Below are 17,037 nucleotides of genomic sequence, written 5' to 3'. Positions count from 1 at the left end.
CGGTCACGGCAGGCGCCGAAGTTACGCTGGGCGTCGCCGCGAAAGCGTACTGTAATCAAACGGGTGCGTGGGAGACCATGACCCGTCCGGTGTTCCGGCGGTTATCTCGTAGACCGCGAAAAGCCCCTTCTCGTGACGGAGCTCGGCGAAGCGCCCCAGGTCCGGTGAGACCGCCGGACGCCTGCCGTCGACCAGCAGCCAGCGCACGCCGTACCTCTCCCTGAGCGAGCCGACCGCCTGGGCGGTGGGGGCGGTGAAGACGGCGTCGTTGGCCGCCAGCAGTCCGCCGTCCCAGAAGGGCAGCAGCGGCATGGTCTGCCGGTCGACGTCGGTCAGCGACCCCATGGTCCGGGCCGTGTAGCCCCATCCTTCGACCAGGATCCGGCGCTCGGTGTAGGCAGATATCCAGAAATGCCGGTTGTCGCAGGACGGGTACGTGGAGCTGAACCGGCAGTGGGCGTTGGTCGCCACCACGTCGTCGACGCCCGAGTGGTCGCGCACCCACCGCGCGGCCTCCAGGCCGGCCCGGGGCATCTCCCACCGCTGCGGTGCGGGCTCCGGGGACAGCGCCCTGGCCGCCGACTGGACCACCGACGGCACGGAGAAGCCCGCGATCACCAGGATCACGGCCGCCCGCCTCCACTCCGCCCGCCGCAGCAGGAACAGGGCGGCGGCCGGCACCGTGCACAACAGGACCCAGGGCAGGGCCAGGGCGACGGCGAACCCCACACCGCCGAGGGCCGCGAGGTCGGGCGGGGACTCCGGCACCGCCGCCCCGACCGCCCCCGCCGTCGTCCCGCCGGCCACCACGCAGGCGCAGGCCACCAGGGCGCGCAGGCGCCGGGGGACCGTGGCGAGGGCGGCCAGGACGCCCGCCGCGGCGACGATCGACAGGTAGGGCCGGGCCGCTCTGAGGAAGTAGAACTGGCTCAGGCCCGGGTGCCCGAGCAGCGTCATGGCGGCGACGCCGCCCAGCCCGATCCCGAGGAACAACGTCAGCGTCCGGTCCGCCCCTGAGCCGGGAGCGGGCCGGGGACCGAAGACACCCGCCCAGATGACGGCCCAGGCCAGCAGGAAGATCAGGGAGAGCGCGGCGGGGACGGCCCACGGACCGTTCACGTCCACACCGGAGACGATCTTCCCGAGGCTTCTGACCGCCGTGGAGAACGGCCGCGCCCCCAGCCCCTGGGACGCCCCGCCGAAGATGACGGCCTGGGCGAACGCCAGTGCCGCGAGGGTGAGCAGGCCGAGTGTCACGAGGGTGCGGTCCACCCGTCTCAACCGCGCCCAGTCCACCGCGGCGAGCAGGCAGACGCCTGCGGCCAGCAGCGGGAGGTAGGTGGCCTTCGCCCCGGTCAGGACGGCGAGCAGCGCGACCACCGGCACGAAGATCGCCTTCCCCGGCGCCCGCTCCCGCAGCAGGGCGGCCACCAGCAGGGCGAGAGCGGCGAAGATCGCGGCGCCGAAGGTGTGGGTGGGACTCGACCAGGCCAGGACCGCGTCCAGCGGGCCGCCGGGGAAGTCCTCCGCCGACCTGGAGTACGGGTTCAGCGGGCCGGCGAAGTAGGTGACGAGCAGTCCCAGGACGCCGGCCCGCCATCTCCCGGTGACCATGAGGGCCGTGGCCGGGAGGAGCACGACGGAGACCGCCACCATGGGCAGGACCGCGAGACGGTACAGGATCGTCTGGGCGTCGATCCCCGTCACCCAGCTCGCGGCGGCCATGTCCGCGTAGACGAACCAGTGGTAGGACAGCGGCTCGCCCAGCACGTGGGGGACGGTCGGCGGCAGGTGGTTGCGCAGCTCCGCGACGAGTGCGAGGTGGAAGGGCATGTCGACGTGCGGGGCGGCGTTCCCCGGCCACCGGGGGCCGTTGGCGCCGAAGAAGGTGAGAGCGCCGGAGACGACGAGGAAGCAGAACACCCCGGCCATGGCGGCCGCGGCCCCGGCGGGGACCCGCGCCGCCGTGCTGGAGCGCCAGTGCCGGCGCAGGCGGGGACGGACGAGGAAGACCACGATCACGGCCAGCGGGCCGAGCACGACCAGCCCGGGCCGGCCCGCGGCGCGGGCCGCCAGGTAGAGCGGGATCTCCAGCGCGTACCCCAGCGCCGTGCCCGCGGCGAGGTCGACGGCCGGTGGGGACGGCAGCCGGGTGAGAGCCCGCCAGAGCAGGGTCCCCGGGAGGGTGAGGCAGAGCGCGACGTAGATCGCGAACAGGCCGATCGCCCTGGCCGGGGTGGCGTGGGCCAGCAGTGTCCCGGCGGTCACCAGCCCGGCGACCACGCCCGGGGCCACCGTGAGCCACCGTCTCCACGGCCGTGACCGCGGTCCGCGCCGCGGCGACGCCGGCGACCTCTCGGCCTGCTCCGCGCCCGCGACCAGTGTCGCCGTGTCCATGATCCACCGCCCGTCGCGCATGGCCGTGCCGGCCCCGGGCGGCACCCGCGCCCCAGCTACAATGATCTTTCCGGGGGCGGGGCCGGCCCCCGCGATCCGCCTTCCGCGCACCGTGCTCTTGCCGAGGCTTTAACGGCGCCCGGGGAGACGGCTTTCCCTGAGTGCCGGCTGGCAGAAGCCTGAACATCAGCTGGCAGCCGATTGATCCCCCACCGTTTGGGCGAAGTGTCCGGATAAGATGCTTTTTTCTGTCCCGCCCGCAACTCTCGTATCACCCGGAGCTCCCCTCATGAAGCCTCCCGCTCGAATGCTGCTGGCCATCCCCTGCGCGCTGGCCCTGATAGCCGCGCCGACCACCGCCTGGAGCGCGGACCAGCCCAAGGCCGCTGGTGCGGCCACCACGACCACGGCCACCACCACGGCCAAGACCACGGCGTCGGACAAGGCCAAGTCCGCCGCCAAGGTCGCGCCGGTGGACTGCGCGAAGGTCAAGTGCATCGCGCTGACCTTCGACGACGGCCCGGGCAAGTACGCCGACAAGCTGCTCGACACCCTCAAGAAGTACAAGTCCAAGGCCACGTTCTTCCTTGAGGGCCAGTACGTGAAGTCCCGCCCGGCCTTCGCCAAGCGGATGGCCGTCGAGGGCCACGACCTCGGCAACCACAGCTACACCCACCCGCACCTGCGTGAGGTGTCGGAGGACAAGATCCGCGAGGAGCTGACCAAGACCCAGGAGCTCGTCAAGCAGGTCACCGGCAAGTCGCCGACCATGATCCGCCCGCCGTACGGCGAGATGGACGACCGGGTCAAGACGGTCGCGACGGAGATGGGCATGCCGATCGTGCTGTGGAACGGCGGCTCCCGCGACTGGGCGACCAAGAACGAGAAGGCCATCTACGACGAGGTCCTCAAGAACGCCAAGCGTGACGGCGTCATCCTCATGCACGACTGGGTCGAGCAGACCGTCAAGGTGATGCCCAAGCTGCTGACCGCGCTGCAGAAGCAGGGCTACCACGTCGTCGCGGTCTCCTCCCTGCGCGGCGCGAAGGACCTCCAGGCCGCCGACATCTACCCGGTCGGCAGCGAGAAGGACGACGGGCTGACGGCGGACACCCCCGCCGAGGACGCCGAGAGCGCCGAGTCGCCCGTCGACGGCCTCTGAGCCACCCGCCTGCCCAGCCGCTGCATCGGCAGCTCGACGTAGCGGTGGGTGAGCCAGCTCAGGCCGATCACCACGGCGACGAAACCCGCCGACAGCGACACCTGCACCACCGGCTGCATGGCCCGCACGTCCCCGACGGCGACGTGCGCGAGCCTCAGCAGCGGGTGGTGCAGGAGGTAGAGCGAGTAGCTGATCAGGCCCAGCCCGACCAGGAACCGGGGCAGGCGGCGGTGGCGCAGGGCCATCGCGCCCGCGAACGTCGCCCCCGCCAGCGCCATCGTGGTGAACCACACGCCCGGCTGGACCCACCACCAGCCCGCCTGGTCCGACCAGACCGGGGCCAGCGCCACCAGGACGGTCGCGGCGGCCACCGGCCGGAGCCCGCCCGCGCCCTGCTCCCAGCGGCGGATCGCGGTCCCGGTGAACATCACCGCGAGGATCGCCGCCCCGAGCCAGGGCACGAAGCTGCCGAAAAGCAGCAACACCACGGACATCCCGCCGAGGACGTAGGCGGCGGCGGTCCGGAACCGGCCACTGATCAGGCAGACCATTCCCACCAGGAAGAGCACGCCCGAAACGTAGGCGGGCCAGGGGCCCGCCAGCGGCGGCGCGGTAAGCGCCAGCCCGGCGGCGACCGCCACGGCGCCGGCCGCCACGGCGAAGGTCCCGCTCCGGCGGTGCAGGCCGCGCACGAACAGCGCGGTGACCAGCAGGTAGAACACCATCTCGTAGGAGAGCGTCCACATGGTGTCGGCCAGCCCGCCCAGGTGGACCACGTCCAGCAGCATCGTGAGGTGCGCCGAGACCGACGACAGGTCACGGGGCACCTGCTCGCGGACCGGGACCCAGAAGGCCATGATCAGAACTGCGGCCGCGACCAGCAGGTAGACCGGGTAGAGCCGGAAGACCCGGCTGATCCAGAAGGCGCGGACGTCACCGCGCCCCTCCAGCGAGACCGGGATGATGTAGCCGCTGACCAGGAAGAAGACCAGCACGCCGTACATGCCGAGGTTGAACCAGTACGGCTGGAGCTGAGGCATGAACCCGGGCAGCAGGTGTTCCAGCAGCACCGCGACGGCGGCGAGCCCGCGCAGCGCGTCCAGCCAGGCCAGCCGGGCGGCGGGTGCGGCGGAAGATCTGACATCGGTGTCTGTTGGCGGCACCTGCCCCAACTTACCTGGACAGAAATGCCGAAACTGGTCGGATAGCCATCTCCGCCGATACGGCCGCCCGTCTCACGCTCACGCGGACAGCCCGTAATCCCGGCGCGTACCTAGGCCGGTCCCGGACGTACCTAAGTCGGGCCGCAGGAGGCCCGGTAAGTACCGGTGGATGACGGATTCCGCGTACGGCCGATCTCCGTAACTTAATGACCTGCGAGAACAACAGCAGGAAACACGGACAGAGCAAACAGAGCAAGGAGACGGACGACATGAACGACACCGCCAAGCTGGTCGAGCGCTACCTGGCCACCTGGAACATCACCGACGCCGCCGAGCGCCGCGCGGAGATCGACGCCATCTGGGCCGAGGACGCCCGCTACGTCGACCCCCTGGTCGACGCCACCGGCCGCGACGCCATCGACGCCACCATCGCCGCCGTCCAGCAGCAGTTCCCCGGCCTGGTCTTCACCCCCGGCGGCGACGTCGACGCCCACCACGACGTGGCCCGCTTCACCTGGAAGCTCGGCCCCGAGGGCGGCGAGGCCATCGTGATCGGCTTCGACGTCGCGGTCCTGACCGAGGACGGCCGCATCCAGACCGTCCACGGCTTCCTCGACCAGGTCCCCGCCGCCCTCTGACGGCCGGCCCCGCGCCTCCCGCCCCCGCGTCCTCCCACCAGGAAAGGCTGTTTCCGAGATGACCGCCGTCGCCGCCCGCCCCGTCACCGACACCCACCGGCTCGTCCGCCTGGCCCTGCGCCTGGACGCCGTCGTCACCACCGTCAACGGCCTGGCCTATCTCGCCCTGGCCGCTCCGATCAACGACCTGCTCGGGCTGCCGGTCTCCCTCCAGTACGGCATCGGCGCCTTCCTGACCGTCTACGGCGTCGCGGTCTGGCTGATCTCGATGCCGGCCGCGGTCAACCGGGCCGCGGTCCTGGCGGCCGTCACCCTCAACGCCCTGTGGGGCGTGGTCAGCGTCGCCGAACTGGCCCTCGGCGGCCTGGAGGTCACGACCCTCGGCGCCACCTGGGTCCTCATGCAGGCGGCCACCGTCGGCGGCTTCGCCGCCCTGCAGTATCTCGGCCTCCGCAAGGCCCGGTGAGGACGGGAGAAACGGCGCGGCCCCCGGAGAGGGATCTCCGGGGGCCGCGCCGTACGTCTCCTACTCCCACTCGATGGTGCCCGGCGGCTTGCTCGTCACGTCGAGCACCACGCGGTTGACCTCGCGGACCTCGTTGGTGATCCGGGTGGAGATGCGGGCGAGCACGTCGTAGGGGACCCGGGACCAGTCGGCGGTCATGGCGTCCTCGCTGGAGACCGGGCGCAGGACGATCGGGTGGCCGTAGGTGCGGCCGTCGCCCTGGACGCCCACCGAGCGGACGTCGGCGAGCAGGACGACCGGGCACTGCCAGATGTCGCGGTCGAGACCGGCGCGGGAGAGCTCCTCACGGGCGATGGCGTCGGCCTCGCGGAGGATCTCCAGGCGGTCGCGGGTGACCGCGCCGACGATGCGGATGCCCAGGCCGGGACCGGGGAACGGCTGGCGCCAGACCATCGCGGCGGGCAGGCCGAGCTCCTCGCCCGCTCGGCGGACCTCGTCCTTGAACAGCGCGCGCAACGGCTCCACCAGCGAGAACTGCAGGTCGTCGGGGAGACCGCCGACGTTGTGGTGCGACTTGATGTTGGCGGTGCCGGTGCCGCCGCCGGACTCGACCACGTCGGGGTAGAGGGTGCCCTGCACGAGGAAGTCGACCGGGCCGTCGGCGATGATGGCGCGCTGCTCGTCCTCGAAGACCCGGATGAACTCGCGACCGATGATCTTGCGCTTCTCCTCCGGGTCGGTGACCCCGTCGAGCGCCTTGAGGAAGCGCTCCTGGGCGTCCACCACGCGGAGCTTGACGCCGGTGACGGCCACGAAGTCCCGCTCGACCTGCTCGGCCTCACCCTTGCGCAGCAGCCCGTGGTCGACGAACACGCAGGTCAGGCGGTCGCCGATGGCGCGCTGCACCATGGCCGCCGCGACCGCGGAGTCCACTCCGCCGGACAGCGCGCAGATGGCGCGGCCCTCCGGGCCGATCTGGGCGCGGACCGCATCGACGGCGTCCTCGACGATGTTGAGCATCGTCCAGGACGGGCGGCAGCCCGCCGCGTCGAGGAAGTGCTTCAGCACGGCCTGGCCGTGCTCGGAGTGGAGGACCTCGGGGTGGAACTGCACGCCGTACAGGCCCTTGCCGGGGTGCTCGAAGGCGGCGACCGGCGTCTCGGCGGTCGCGGCGGTGACGAGGAAGTCCTCGGGGGCGGCGGCGACGCTGTCGCCGTGGGACATCCAGACCGACTGCTTGACGGGCAGCCCCGCGAACAGGACGCCCTCCTGGACCACGTCCAGCTGGGTCCCGCCGTATTCGGCGATGCCCGTCCGGGCCACCTGGCCGCCGAGGGCCTGGGCCATGGCCTGGAAGCCGTAGCAGATCCCGAAGGTCGGCACCCCGGTCTCGAACAGGCCGGCGGGCGCGGCGGGAGCGCCTTCGGCGTAGACCGACGAGGGACCACCGGACAGGATGATGGCCTTGGGCTTCTTGGCCATCATCTCCTCCACCGGCATCGTCGAAGGGACGATCTCGGAGTAGACGTGGCATTCACGCACCCGTCGTGCGATGAGCTGCGCGTACTGCGCACCGAAGTCGACGACCAGGACCGTGTCGAACTCAGACACCAAGACCCCCAAAGGAAACACAGCGGTGTATCCAGTCTATCGGCGCTTGTCAGCACGGTTACGCGTAGGCGGAAAACGCGGGCAAAGACCCGCTCCGTCCCGCCGCCCCGGGGGCCGGGCGGGCGCCCCGGGGGGAACCCCGCGGCGCCCGGAGCGGTGAGCACGGCCAGCCGCCGAGCGCGTGACCGAGCAGGTGAGCACGGCTAGCCGCGGAGCGCGTGGCCGAGCAGGCCCAGCGGAGGGGAGCCGAGGCCGAGCATGGCCGTGTGGAAGCGCTTGAGGGTGAACCCGGCGCCCCACTCGGCCCTGGCCCGCTCGCGCAGGTCGAGGATCTCCAGCTTGCCCCAGGTGTAGCGGCCGTAGGTCGGGTCGAAGGTGGCCCGCGCCGCCTCCGACAGCGCCGCGGGGCCGGCGAGGTGGGTGTCGGCCTCGAAGCGGCGGGCGCCCTCCTCGACGGTCATCGCGCCGGTGTGCACGCCGACGGCGCAGGCCAGGCGGGTCACCCGGATCAACGCCTCCAGCCACACGCCGATCTCGAAGCGCGGGTCGCCGGGCGCGTAGCCCTCCTCGACGCAGAGCTCCTCGGCGTAGTGCGCCCACCCCTCGGCGAAGGCCGTCGACATCAGCGTCCGCCGTACCTCGGAGGGGGCGTGCCGCAGGGCCCGGCCGTGGGAGAAGTGGCCCGGGGCGACCTCGTGCACGTTGATCGCCGGCAGGGTGGTCTCGCTGAAGACCTCCAGCCACTCCTCGATCTCGCGCTCCGGCCAGGAGGGGTCGGGCGGGGTGATGTGATACCAGGACGGGCCGTCGGGCTCGCCGGGCGCCGACCAGCTCATCATCGCCATGGCCCACCGGCGCGACTCCGGCGCGAGGCCGACCAGGCACTCGCCGTCGTTGTAGGGCACCAGGTCCTTCTCGCGGGTGAAGGCGATCGCCCGCTCGGTGCCGGCCCTGGCCGCGTCGATCACACCGTCGATGCCGGGGTGCTGCCTGACCAGCTCACGCGCGACCTCCAGCGGCGGCCGGCCGCCGGAGTCCAGCTCGGCGCACGCCTCGGTGAGCCGCGCCATGAGGCGGTCGCGTTCGGCGTCGGCCCGCGCGGCGAGCGCGCCCAGGTCCACCTGGAGGCCGTCCCCCGCGCCCATCAGCAGGGACAGGCCCTCCGCGCCGAGAGAGGCGTCCGGGTCGCCGGAGCGCGCGGCCTCCTCGACGTGCTCCACCAGGCGGGTGTGCGCCTTGAGCGCCGCCTCGCGCACGGACTCCTCCGCCTCGGCCGGCACTCCGGCCGCCAGCCCTCGCACGGCCCCCAGCAGCGCGGCCGCGACCGGCGCGCTGAGGCGGTCGAGCGAGGCGACGGCGTGCTCCACGGCCTCCGGCCAGCGGGCGAGGTGGGCGTGCTTGGCGGCGGTCCGCTCGGCCTCGGGGGCGTAGTCGCGGTCGTAGGCGGCGAGGTCGAGGTTGTTCAGGTGGTCGAGCGGGCTGCGGCGGTGCAGCTCCAGCTCGCCGAACCGGACCCGGGCGGCCTCCTCGAAGATCCGCAGGTGCGCCGCGTCGTAGGGGTCGGCGGGCGCCTCCCCCTCGCCGAGCGCGGCCAGCCCCGTGCGCACGCCCTCGGGCGACAGGTCCTGGATCCGGCCGTCGTACTCGTGCCGGCCGGCCGTCTCGCGGACGTCGGCGACGGCCAGATCACACACCGCGCGCAGGCGGCTGTCGAGTTCGGTCATGGACGCGACGCTATCCCAGGACATCCCGCGGCGGGTACGGACGATCGGCGCGCGGGCGGCCCGGGATCTCCCGGTCGCGACTGCGACGCCGGCCAGGACCGGCCGTCGACGTCGAGCCCGACGTCCGGGTCCGCCACCGGCCGGCCTGACGGCCCGCGGGCGGGCCCGTCACCCGTCGGCCGGGCCGCCCCGCTCGCCGATCAGATCGAGCAGCTGCTCCAGCGTCTTGTCGTCCGTGGCGGGGGCCATCACGGTGACCCGGAGATGGCGTACTCCGCCGACCTCGGTCGAGGTGAGGTGGAAGGCGCCGTCCGCCATCAGGTCCTCGCGGATCGCCGCCTGGTCGGCGGTGCCGTACCGGAAGCAGACGATGTTGCTCTCCGGCTCGTAGGGGCACTCGAAGCCGGGCCGCTCCCGGGCCAGCTCCCAGAAACGGTGCGCCGTCGCGTACTGCCGCGCGACGTAGTCGCCCAGGCCCACCTCACCCCGCCAGGCCAGGTTGAGGAAGATCTTCAGCCCCAGCTCGGCCTTGCTGCACTCCACGGTCCTGCCGATCAGGTCGAAGCCCTGGTCGCCGTAGAACAGGTAGCTCGCCCGCTGCCGGAAGGCGGCGTCCAGGTCACCCTCCCTCTTGGTCAGGACCGCCGCCGCCAGGCTGGAGGTGCGCAGCATCTTGTGGGCGTCCCAGATCAGGGAGTCGGCGAGCTCGATCCCGTCGAGCAGGTGCCGGTGCTCCCCGGCTAGCAGCGCCGACGCCCCGTGGGCGCCGTCCACGTGGAACCAGACGCCGTTGGCGGCGCAGAACTCGCCGACGCCGCGCAGGTCGTCGTAGAGGCCGGTCCCCGTCGAGCAGGCGTTGGCCACCAGGGCCATCGGCCGCCGGCCCGCCCGCCGTACCCGCTCCAGGGCCTCGGGCAGGCGGGCGACGTCGATCCTGCCCAGCTCGTCCACGTCCAGCGGCATGACGGCCCGCTCCCCCAGGCCGAGGATCGCCGCGGCGCGGGTGAGCGAGTAGTGCGACGACGCCGGCGCGAGCAGGGCGAGGTCGGCGGGGACCCCCTCGGTCCACGCCTGCGGCGCGGCCGCCGCGCGCGCGGCCAGCAGCGCGGTGAGGTTGGCCAGCGACCCGCCGTGGGTGAGCACCCCGCCGCCCGTCTCCCCGAAGCCCACCTTGTCCAGCATCCAGCGCAGGACCTCGAACTCGACGGTCGCCGCCGAGGCGCCCATCTCGTAGATCGCCATCGGGTTGTTGGCGGCGCCGTGGACGAAGTCGGCGAGCGCGGCCGGGAAGTCGGGGGCGGCGACCTGGTGGCCGAGGTAGGCGGGGTGGTGCAGCCGGGTCCCCTCGTCCAGGTAGGCCGCGAGGAAGTCCGCGTAGCTGTCCGGCGTCATCCCGCCCTCGCGGATCCACCGCGCGAGCCCGAGCCGCTCGGCCAGCTCCCGCGGCGGCCGGCGGCGCAGGACGGGCGGCAGGCCCCGCTGGCTCTCGTCCACGTAGGTGGCCAGCCCGTCGACGGTCACGGTCGCGGCGCGCATGAACTCTTCAACGTTCCACATCACATGCGAGATACTGGTCGAATCTACGGCAAATCACCAGCTATGCCGAATTCTGGAGCAGAAAACTCGATGAACACCGCACTGGATTCGATCGACCGCGCAATCCTGGCCGAGCTGCAGAAGGATGCGCGCCTGCCCAACAAGGACCTCGCCGAGCGCGTCGGCGTCGCCCCCTCCACCGCCCTGGAGCGGGTGCGCGCCCTGCGCCGGCGCGGGGTGATCACCGCCTTCCGCGCCGAGACGGAGCCGACGGCCCTGGGCCGCCCGCTCCAGGCCATGCTCGCCCTGCGGGTCCGCCCGCACACCAGCCAGCTCGTCGACCCGCTCCGGGCCTTCGTGCTCGGCCTGCCCGAGACCGTCGCCCTCTTCCACGTGGCCGGCCCGCAGGACTTCCTGGTCCACGTCGCCGTCCCCGACGCCGACCACCTGCACCGGCTCATCCTGGACCGCTTCCTGGTCCGCCCCGAGATCGTGCACCTGGAGACGACGCTCATCTTCAGGACCGAGCACCAGCCCCTCCAGCGCCCCGTCGGCTGAGCGGTCCCGGCCGGCGGGCTAGGTGATGTCCACGATGGGCAGGCGGAGCGCGCCGGGGGCGGCGGCGGGGACGGCCGGGTGCTTGGGGGCGACGGGCGACAGCCGGACATAGGGGGAGCCCGGGGCGGGACGGGTGTCGGCCTCTCCCCTGTTGGGCCAGAGCGCCATGGCGCGTTCGGCCTGGGCGGTGATCGTCAGGGAGGGGTTGACGCCGGGGTTGGCGGAGACGGCGGAGCCGTCGACGACGTGCAGCCCCTCGTGGCCGTGGACGCGGTGGTAGGCGTCGATCACCCCGCTGTCGCGGTCGGCGCCGATGGCGCAGCCGCCCAGGAAGTGCGCGGTGGCGGGGATGTCGAACAGGTCGAGCCAGGAGCCGCCGGGCATGCCGCCGATCTCCTCGGCGGCGTGCCGGACGAACCGGTGACCGGCCGGGAGCCAGGTGGGGTTGGGCTCGCCGTGGCCCCTCCTGGAGCGGAGCCTCCAGCCGAACGTCCCCTTCCGCGCCGACAGGGTGATCGAGTTGTCCTTCGCCTGCATGACGAGGGCGATGAGCGCGCGCTCGGACCACCTGCGGTGGTCGAACAGCCTCGGCACCAGATGGGGCCGGCGCGCGGCCTCCCCGAGGAACTTGAGCCAGCGGGGGGCGCCGCCGCCGCCGTCGATCAGAAGGGAGCGGAGCATGCCCATCGCGTTGGAGCCGTCGCCGTAGCGGACGGGCTCGATGTGGGTGTGGGCGTCGGGATGGATGGAGGAGGTGATCGCCACACCGCGGTTGAGCTTCTCCCCCTCGATCGACAATCGCTCGAACCCGAGCAGCGCCTCGGAGTTCGTCCGGGTCAGAGCGCCGAGCCGGTCGGACAGCCGGGGCAGGACCCGCTCGGCCTTGAGGCGGTGCAGCAGGCGCTGCGTGCCGTACGTGCCGGCCGCGAAGATCACCTGCTCCGCCGTGAGGGTACGGCGGCGCCAGGGCGCCCCCGTCTTGCTCACCTCGACCCGGTAGCCCCCCTCCACCGGGCGGACCGAGGTGACCGTGGTCTCCGGGTGGACCTTGGCCCCGGCCTTCTCGGCCAGGTAGAGGTAGTTCTTGACGAGCATGTTCTTGGCGCCGTGGCGGCAGCCGGTCATGCACTCGCCGCACTCGGTGCAGCCCCTGCGGCGCGGCCCGGCGCCGCCGAAGTAGGGGTCGTCGACCTCGACGCCCGGCTCGCCGAAGAAGACGCCGACGGGGGCCAGATGGAAGGTGTCGCCCACGCCCATCCGGTCGGCGACCTTCCGCATCACCTCGTCGGCGCGGGTGACGGTCGGGTTGAGCACCACGCCCAGCATGCGCTTGGCCTGGTCGTAGTAGGGGCCGAGCTCGGCCTTCCAGTCGGTGATGCCCGACCACTGGGCGTCCTGGAAGAACGGGTCGAGGGGCTCGTAGAGGGTGTTGGCGTAGACCAGCGAGCCGCCGCCGACCCCCGCGCCCGCCAGGACCATGACGCCGGTGCCCTTCTGGCCGCGCAGCACGTGGATGCGCTGGATGCCCTTCAGGCCGAGCCCCGGCGCCCACAGGAAGTCGCGGACCCGCCAGGAGGTCCGGGGCAGCGTGCTCTCGTCGAAGCGCCGGCCGGCCTCCAGCACGGCCACCTTGTAGCCCTTCTCCGTCAGCCGCAGCGCCGAGACGCTCCCGCCGAACCCCGAGCCGATCACCAGCACGTCGTAGTCGAACATCCGCGGACTCCCTTCGGGCGACGACCGGACCGCGGTGGGGGCGCCGCCTCCCCGCACCGCTCCCCCGATTCCCGTGACCCGCATGACGGCCACCGGCGAACAGATGTGACGATCACCGGCAGGCCGGCGTGAGGGCCACCGGCGGGGGCGCGGCCGTCACCGGCCGCGCCCCGGCCACGCGGGCCTCACTTCAGGTGGAACTTCTTCATGGTCTTGAGCAGGCCCGACAGGGTGTCGGCGTATTTGTCGTAGGTCATGCCGAGGATCGGCTCGAAGCCCATCCAGGAGGCCTGGCTGGAGATGGTCTGCACCTCGGTGTATTTCAGCAGGCCCTCGGCCCCGTGGCGGCGGCCCAGGCCGGAGGACTTCATCCCGCCCATGGGGGCGTCGTAGGAGGCGTAGGCCGAGCCGTACCCCTCGTTGATGTTGACGGTCCCTGCCTTGATCCGGGAGGCCAGCGCGCGGCCGCGGGACAGGTCGCGGGTCCAGACGGAGGCGTTGAGGCCGTAGACGGTGTCGTTGGCCCTCTCGACCACCTCGTCCTCACCCGAGAACCGGTAGATCGACACGACCGGGCCGAAGGTCTCCTCGCGGCACAGGCTCATGCTCTCGTCCACGCCGGCCAGGATCGTCGGCTCGTAGAACAGCGGGCCCGCCTCGGGGCGGGCCCTGCCCCCGGCGAGGACCTCCGCGCCCTTGGCGACGGCGTCGTCGACGTGGGCGCTGACCGCGTCGAGCTGGCGCTGGGAGGTGAGCGAGCCCATCTGCACGCTCCAGTCGAGCCCCGCGCCGAGCTTCATGTTGCGGGTCTGGCGGACGAACTTCTCCACGAACGCGTCGTGCACGGCCTCGTGCACGTAGAGCCGCTCGATGGAGATGCACAGCTGCCCGGCGTTGGTGAAGCAGGCACGCAGCGCGCCCTGCGCGGCCATGTCGAGGTCGGCGTCGTCGAGGACGACCATGGGGTTCTTGCCGCCGAGCTCCAGCGAGCAGCCGATCAGCCGCCTGGCCGCCGCCTCGGCGATCTTCCGGCCGCCCCGGGTCGAGCCGGTGAACGCGACGTAGTCGGCGCCGTCGATCAGCGCGTCGCCGACCTCGGCGGGTTCGCCGAGCACGACCTGCCAGATCTCCCGGGGCATCCCGAGGGAGACCAGCAGGTCGATCGTCCACAGCGTGGACAGCGCGGTCTGGGTGTCGGGCTTGTGGACCACGGCGTTGCCCGCGAGCAGGGCCGGGACGACGTCGGTGACGCCGAGCGAGAGCGGGTAGTTCCACGGGGAGATCAGCGCCACGGTCCCCTTGGGCCGGCGCACCTCGACCGTCTTGGTCGCGACGGGGAAGATGCCGGCGCGGCGCCTGGGCGCGAGCAGGCCGGGTGCCCGCCGCACGTAGTAGAGCGTGCAGCCCGCCACGTCGAGGACCTCCTCGAAGGCGTGCCTGCGGGCCTTGCCGGTCTCCCACTGGACCACGTCGAGGATCTCCTCGCGCCGGTCGAGGATGGCGTCGTGCAGGCGGAGGAAGGGCCTGATCCGCTCCTGCACGGGCAGCGCGGCCCACGCCTCGCGCGCCTCGCGGGCCCTGGCATGGGCGGCGCGGACGTCCTCGGCGGTGGAGACGGGCAGTTCGGCGAGAGGCTCGCCGGTGAACGGCGCGGTGATCGTCTGCGTCTTCCCGCTGGAGGTCACCTGCCGGACGACGCGTTCGATCATGCTTGGGTCGAGTGTCCGGGTAGCTCCGAGAGTGACAGCCATGCGCGAAGAATATTCTGGGCTACCCATCTGTGGCTACCGGTCGGTAACGGGTTGAACCGGACATGATGTCGATCCGTCGTAGGGGGCATGAGGACATCGATCCGTACGGCGGGCGCCGTCACCCTGGCCGCCGCCCTGCTCGCCACGGCGTGCAGCCCGACAGAGACGGAACGCGGCGCGGGCCGTACGACACCGGTCGACCTGGGCGACATCAAACTGGTCTCCTACAGCGGCTGCGACGACATGCTGGCCGGGCTGCGGACGGCGGCGGCCAAGCGGGTCGGGCCGTGGGGCCTGGCCGGCCCGCAGATCATGTACATGGAGAGCCGCTCGGATGTCGCCACGGCCCGGGCCAAGGTCCCCGCGCCCGAGCACTCGACCACGAACGTGCACGAGGCCGGGGTCGACGAGCCGGACCTGGTGAAGACCGACGGCAACCGGGTGATCACCGTCAACCGCGGTGTGCTGCGGGTGGTGGACGCCGCGACCAGGAAGGTCACCGGCACGCTCAAGCTGGTGGACGCCGAGCAGGCGTGGGCCCCGGCCGACCTGCTGGTCAGCGGGGACCGGGCGCTGGTGCTGTTCTCCGGCGGCGGGATCATCCCGTTCGGCGCGATGGCCAAGCGGCCGGCGAGCCCGGGACCGCGTTACGTCCTCGTCGACCTGTCCGGCAAGCCGGAGGTGATGGGCTCGCTCACTCCGGACGGCTCCCACGTGGACGCCAGGATGGTCGGCTCGACGGTGCGGATCGTGGTCCGCAGCCAGCCTCGGATCGACTTCCCGGACCACGGCCCCGACGTCTCGGAGAACGAGCGGACCCGCCGGAACGCGGACATCATCAAGAAGGCGCCGATCGAGGCGTGGCTGCCGACGTTCGAGACGGCGGACGCCAAGGGCGCGACCTCCACCGGCTCGGTCAAGTGCGAGCAGGTCAGCCACCCCGCGGACTACAGCGGCACGTCGATGCTGACCGTGCACAGCTTCGACCTGTCCCAGGGGCTCGCGGAGACCTCCCCGGTCAGCGTGGCGGCCGACGGCGACACGGTCTACGGCACCGGCTCCAGCCTGTACGTGACCAGCAACCCGAGCTGGTGGTGGCCCCGGCCGATCGAGCCGCCGGTGGTCGACGACGCGCCGACGGCCCCGGCCACCGAGCAGGCCCCGCAGGTCGAGCCGGTGCCGACGGAGCCGACGGTGACCGTCTCCCCTTCCACGACGGACCCCTCCCCGGCGGCCCCCTCCGCGGCACCGGTCGACCCCACCCCGGCCCCGGCCTCGCCCACCCCGGCCGACCCCACGGCCACCGCCACCCCGGTGCCGGCCGACCCCACCGTGACCGCGACGAGGCCGGCCGAGCCGCCGGAGGAGACCGAGGTCCACCGGTTCGACATCAGCGCGCCGGGCGCGCCCCGCTACGTCGCCTCGGGCAAGGTGCCCGGCCGGCTGCTCAACCAGTACTCCCTGTCCGAGCATGAGGGGTACCTGCGGGTCGCCACCACCTCGACCTCCGGCCAGAACAGCTCCAGCGCCGTCTACGTGCTCAAGGCCGACACCCTGGCCAAGGTCGGCGAGGTCGGCGGCCTGGGGGACGGCGAGCGGATCTACTCCGTCCGGTTCATCGGCCCGGTCGGCTACGTGGTGACGTTCAAGCAGGTGGACCCGCTCTACACCCTCGACCTGCGCGACCCGGCGGCGCCGCGGAAGACGGGTGAGCTGAAGATCACCGGCTACTCCGCCTACCTGCACCCGGCCGGCGACGGGCGGCTGATCGGCCTCGGGCAGGAGGCGAGCGAGAAGGGCCGCACGCTCGGCACCCAGGTCTCGCTGTTCGACGTCGGCGACCCGGCCGCCCCGCGCCGTCTGTCGCAGATGTTCCAGAAGGACTCCGGCTCCGAGGCCGAGTGGGACCCGCACGCCTTCCTCTACTGGGCCAGGACGGGCACGGCGGTCCTGCCGCTGAACACCTGGAACGGCACCGAGCAGACCAACGGCGCCGCGCTCGTCCTGAAGATCGACGACTCGGCCGTCACCAAGGTCGGCACCATCGTCCACCCCCGGCCCAAGGCGACCGGCGACGCCCGCGTGGCCGCCTACGAACCGGGCATCCGCCGCTCGGTCGTCATCGGCGACAGCCTCTGGACGGTCTCCGACCTGGGACTGAAGGTCAGCGACATGAACAGCCTCGCCGACCGGGCCTGGATCCCCTTCGACTAGCGCCCGGAGATCCTCGGGACAGGGGCCGGCCCTGTCCCGCCCGGGAACGGCCCGCCTGGAACCAGCCCGGTCCTGTCCGGGAACGGCCCCGCGCGGCCCCCGCC

At 72.5% G+C, this 17,037-nt stretch carries 12 protein-coding genes; 5 read left to right on the top strand and 7 right to left on the bottom strand.

Features of this window, described 5'->3' with window-relative positions:
- Positions 1-21 precede the first annotated feature (21 nt).
- Positions 22-2,295 (bottom strand): hypothetical protein, encoded by a 2,274-nt coding sequence (locus tag ACZ6R6_RS20270; protein ID WP_470095365.1) that lies wholly within the window; start codon positions 2,293-2,295, stop codon positions 22-24.
- A 391-nt stretch (positions 2,296-2,686) separates the two neighbouring features.
- Between ACZ6R6_RS20270 and ACZ6R6_RS20265 the strand changes: the two genes are divergently transcribed.
- Positions 2,687-3,559, top strand: a complete 873-nt coding sequence (locus ACZ6R6_RS20265; protein WP_470095363.1) for a polysaccharide deacetylase family protein — start codon at positions 2,687-2,689, stop codon at positions 3,557-3,559.
- Here ACZ6R6_RS20265 and ACZ6R6_RS20260 read toward each other — a convergent pair.
- Positions 3,466-4,722 carry an acyltransferase family protein gene (locus ACZ6R6_RS20260; RefSeq protein ID WP_470095359.1) on the bottom strand — a complete coding sequence of 419 codons (1,257 nt, stop codon included), beginning with the start codon at positions 4,720-4,722 and terminating at the stop codon, positions 3,466-3,468. The two genes, ACZ6R6_RS20265 and ACZ6R6_RS20260, sit on opposite strands and share 94 nt — an antisense overlap.
- 269 nt (positions 4,723-4,991) lie before the next feature.
- Here ACZ6R6_RS20260 and ACZ6R6_RS20255 point away from each other — a divergent pair, with 269 nt between their 5' ends.
- Together ACZ6R6_RS20255 and ACZ6R6_RS20250 are read left to right on the top strand one after the other, a co-directional pair.
- Positions 4,992-5,360 (top strand): nuclear transport factor 2 family protein, encoded by a 369-nt coding sequence (locus ACZ6R6_RS20255; RefSeq protein WP_470095357.1) that lies wholly within the window; start codon positions 4,992-4,994, stop codon positions 5,358-5,360.
- A 58-nt stretch (positions 5,361-5,418) separates the two neighbouring features.
- Positions 5,419-5,826, top strand: coding sequence for a hypothetical protein (locus ACZ6R6_RS20250; protein ID WP_470095355.1), 408 nt, complete (start codon positions 5,419-5,421; stop codon positions 5,824-5,826).
- A 60-nt stretch (positions 5,827-5,886) separates the two neighbouring features.
- Here the strand turns inward: ACZ6R6_RS20250 and guaA are convergent, their stop codons facing one another.
- From guaA to ACZ6R6_RS20235, 3 genes are all read right to left on the bottom strand, one after another.
- Positions 5,887-7,458 carry a glutamine-hydrolyzing GMP synthase gene (gene guaA, locus ACZ6R6_RS20245; RefSeq protein ID WP_470095353.1) on the bottom strand — a complete coding sequence of 524 codons (1,572 nt, stop codon included), beginning with the start codon at positions 7,456-7,458 and terminating at the stop codon, positions 5,887-5,889.
- A gap of 182 nt (positions 7,459-7,640) precedes the next feature.
- A complete protein-coding gene (locus tag ACZ6R6_RS20240; RefSeq protein ID WP_470095351.1) occupies positions 7,641-9,161 on the bottom strand; it encodes a DUF885 family protein in 1,521 nt (506 codons plus the stop codon).
- A 168-nt stretch (positions 9,162-9,329) separates the two neighbouring features.
- A complete protein-coding gene (locus ACZ6R6_RS20235; RefSeq protein WP_470095349.1) occupies positions 9,330-10,718 on the bottom strand; it encodes a pyridoxal phosphate-dependent decarboxylase family protein in 1,389 nt (462 codons plus the stop codon).
- Positions 10,719-10,787: 69 nt separating this feature from the next.
- On the opposite strand from ACZ6R6_RS20235, the gene ACZ6R6_RS20230 reads away from it, so the two are divergent.
- Positions 10,788-11,255 (top strand): Lrp/AsnC family transcriptional regulator, encoded by a 468-nt coding sequence (locus tag ACZ6R6_RS20230; RefSeq protein ID WP_470095347.1) that lies wholly within the window; start codon positions 10,788-10,790, stop codon positions 11,253-11,255.
- An 18-nt stretch (positions 11,256-11,273) separates the two neighbouring features.
- On the opposite strand, the gene ACZ6R6_RS20225 is transcribed toward ACZ6R6_RS20230, so the two are convergent.
- On the bottom strand, positions 11,274-12,968 hold the full coding sequence (locus ACZ6R6_RS20225; protein ID WP_470095345.1) for a GMC oxidoreductase: 1,695 nt from the start codon (positions 12,966-12,968) through the stop codon (positions 11,274-11,276).
- Positions 12,969-13,153: 185 nt separating this feature from the next.
- Entirely contained in the window at positions 13,154-14,719 is a 1,566-nt protein-coding gene (locus tag ACZ6R6_RS20220) for a succinic semialdehyde dehydrogenase (RefSeq protein WP_470095343.1), read from the bottom strand.
- An 87-nt stretch (positions 14,720-14,806) separates the two neighbouring features.
- Between ACZ6R6_RS20220 and ACZ6R6_RS20215 the strand changes: the two genes are divergently transcribed.
- A complete protein-coding gene (locus ACZ6R6_RS20215) occupies positions 14,807-16,933 on the top strand; it encodes a beta-propeller domain-containing protein (RefSeq protein ID WP_470095341.1) in 2,127 nt (708 codons plus the stop codon).
- Positions 16,934-17,037 lie beyond the last annotated feature (104 nt).

Source organism: Streptosporangium sp. NPDC048886, from assembly GCF_055586905.1.
The sequence above is the reverse complement of the archived record's forward strand: the minus strand, read 5'-3'. Positions and strand labels throughout refer to the sequence as shown.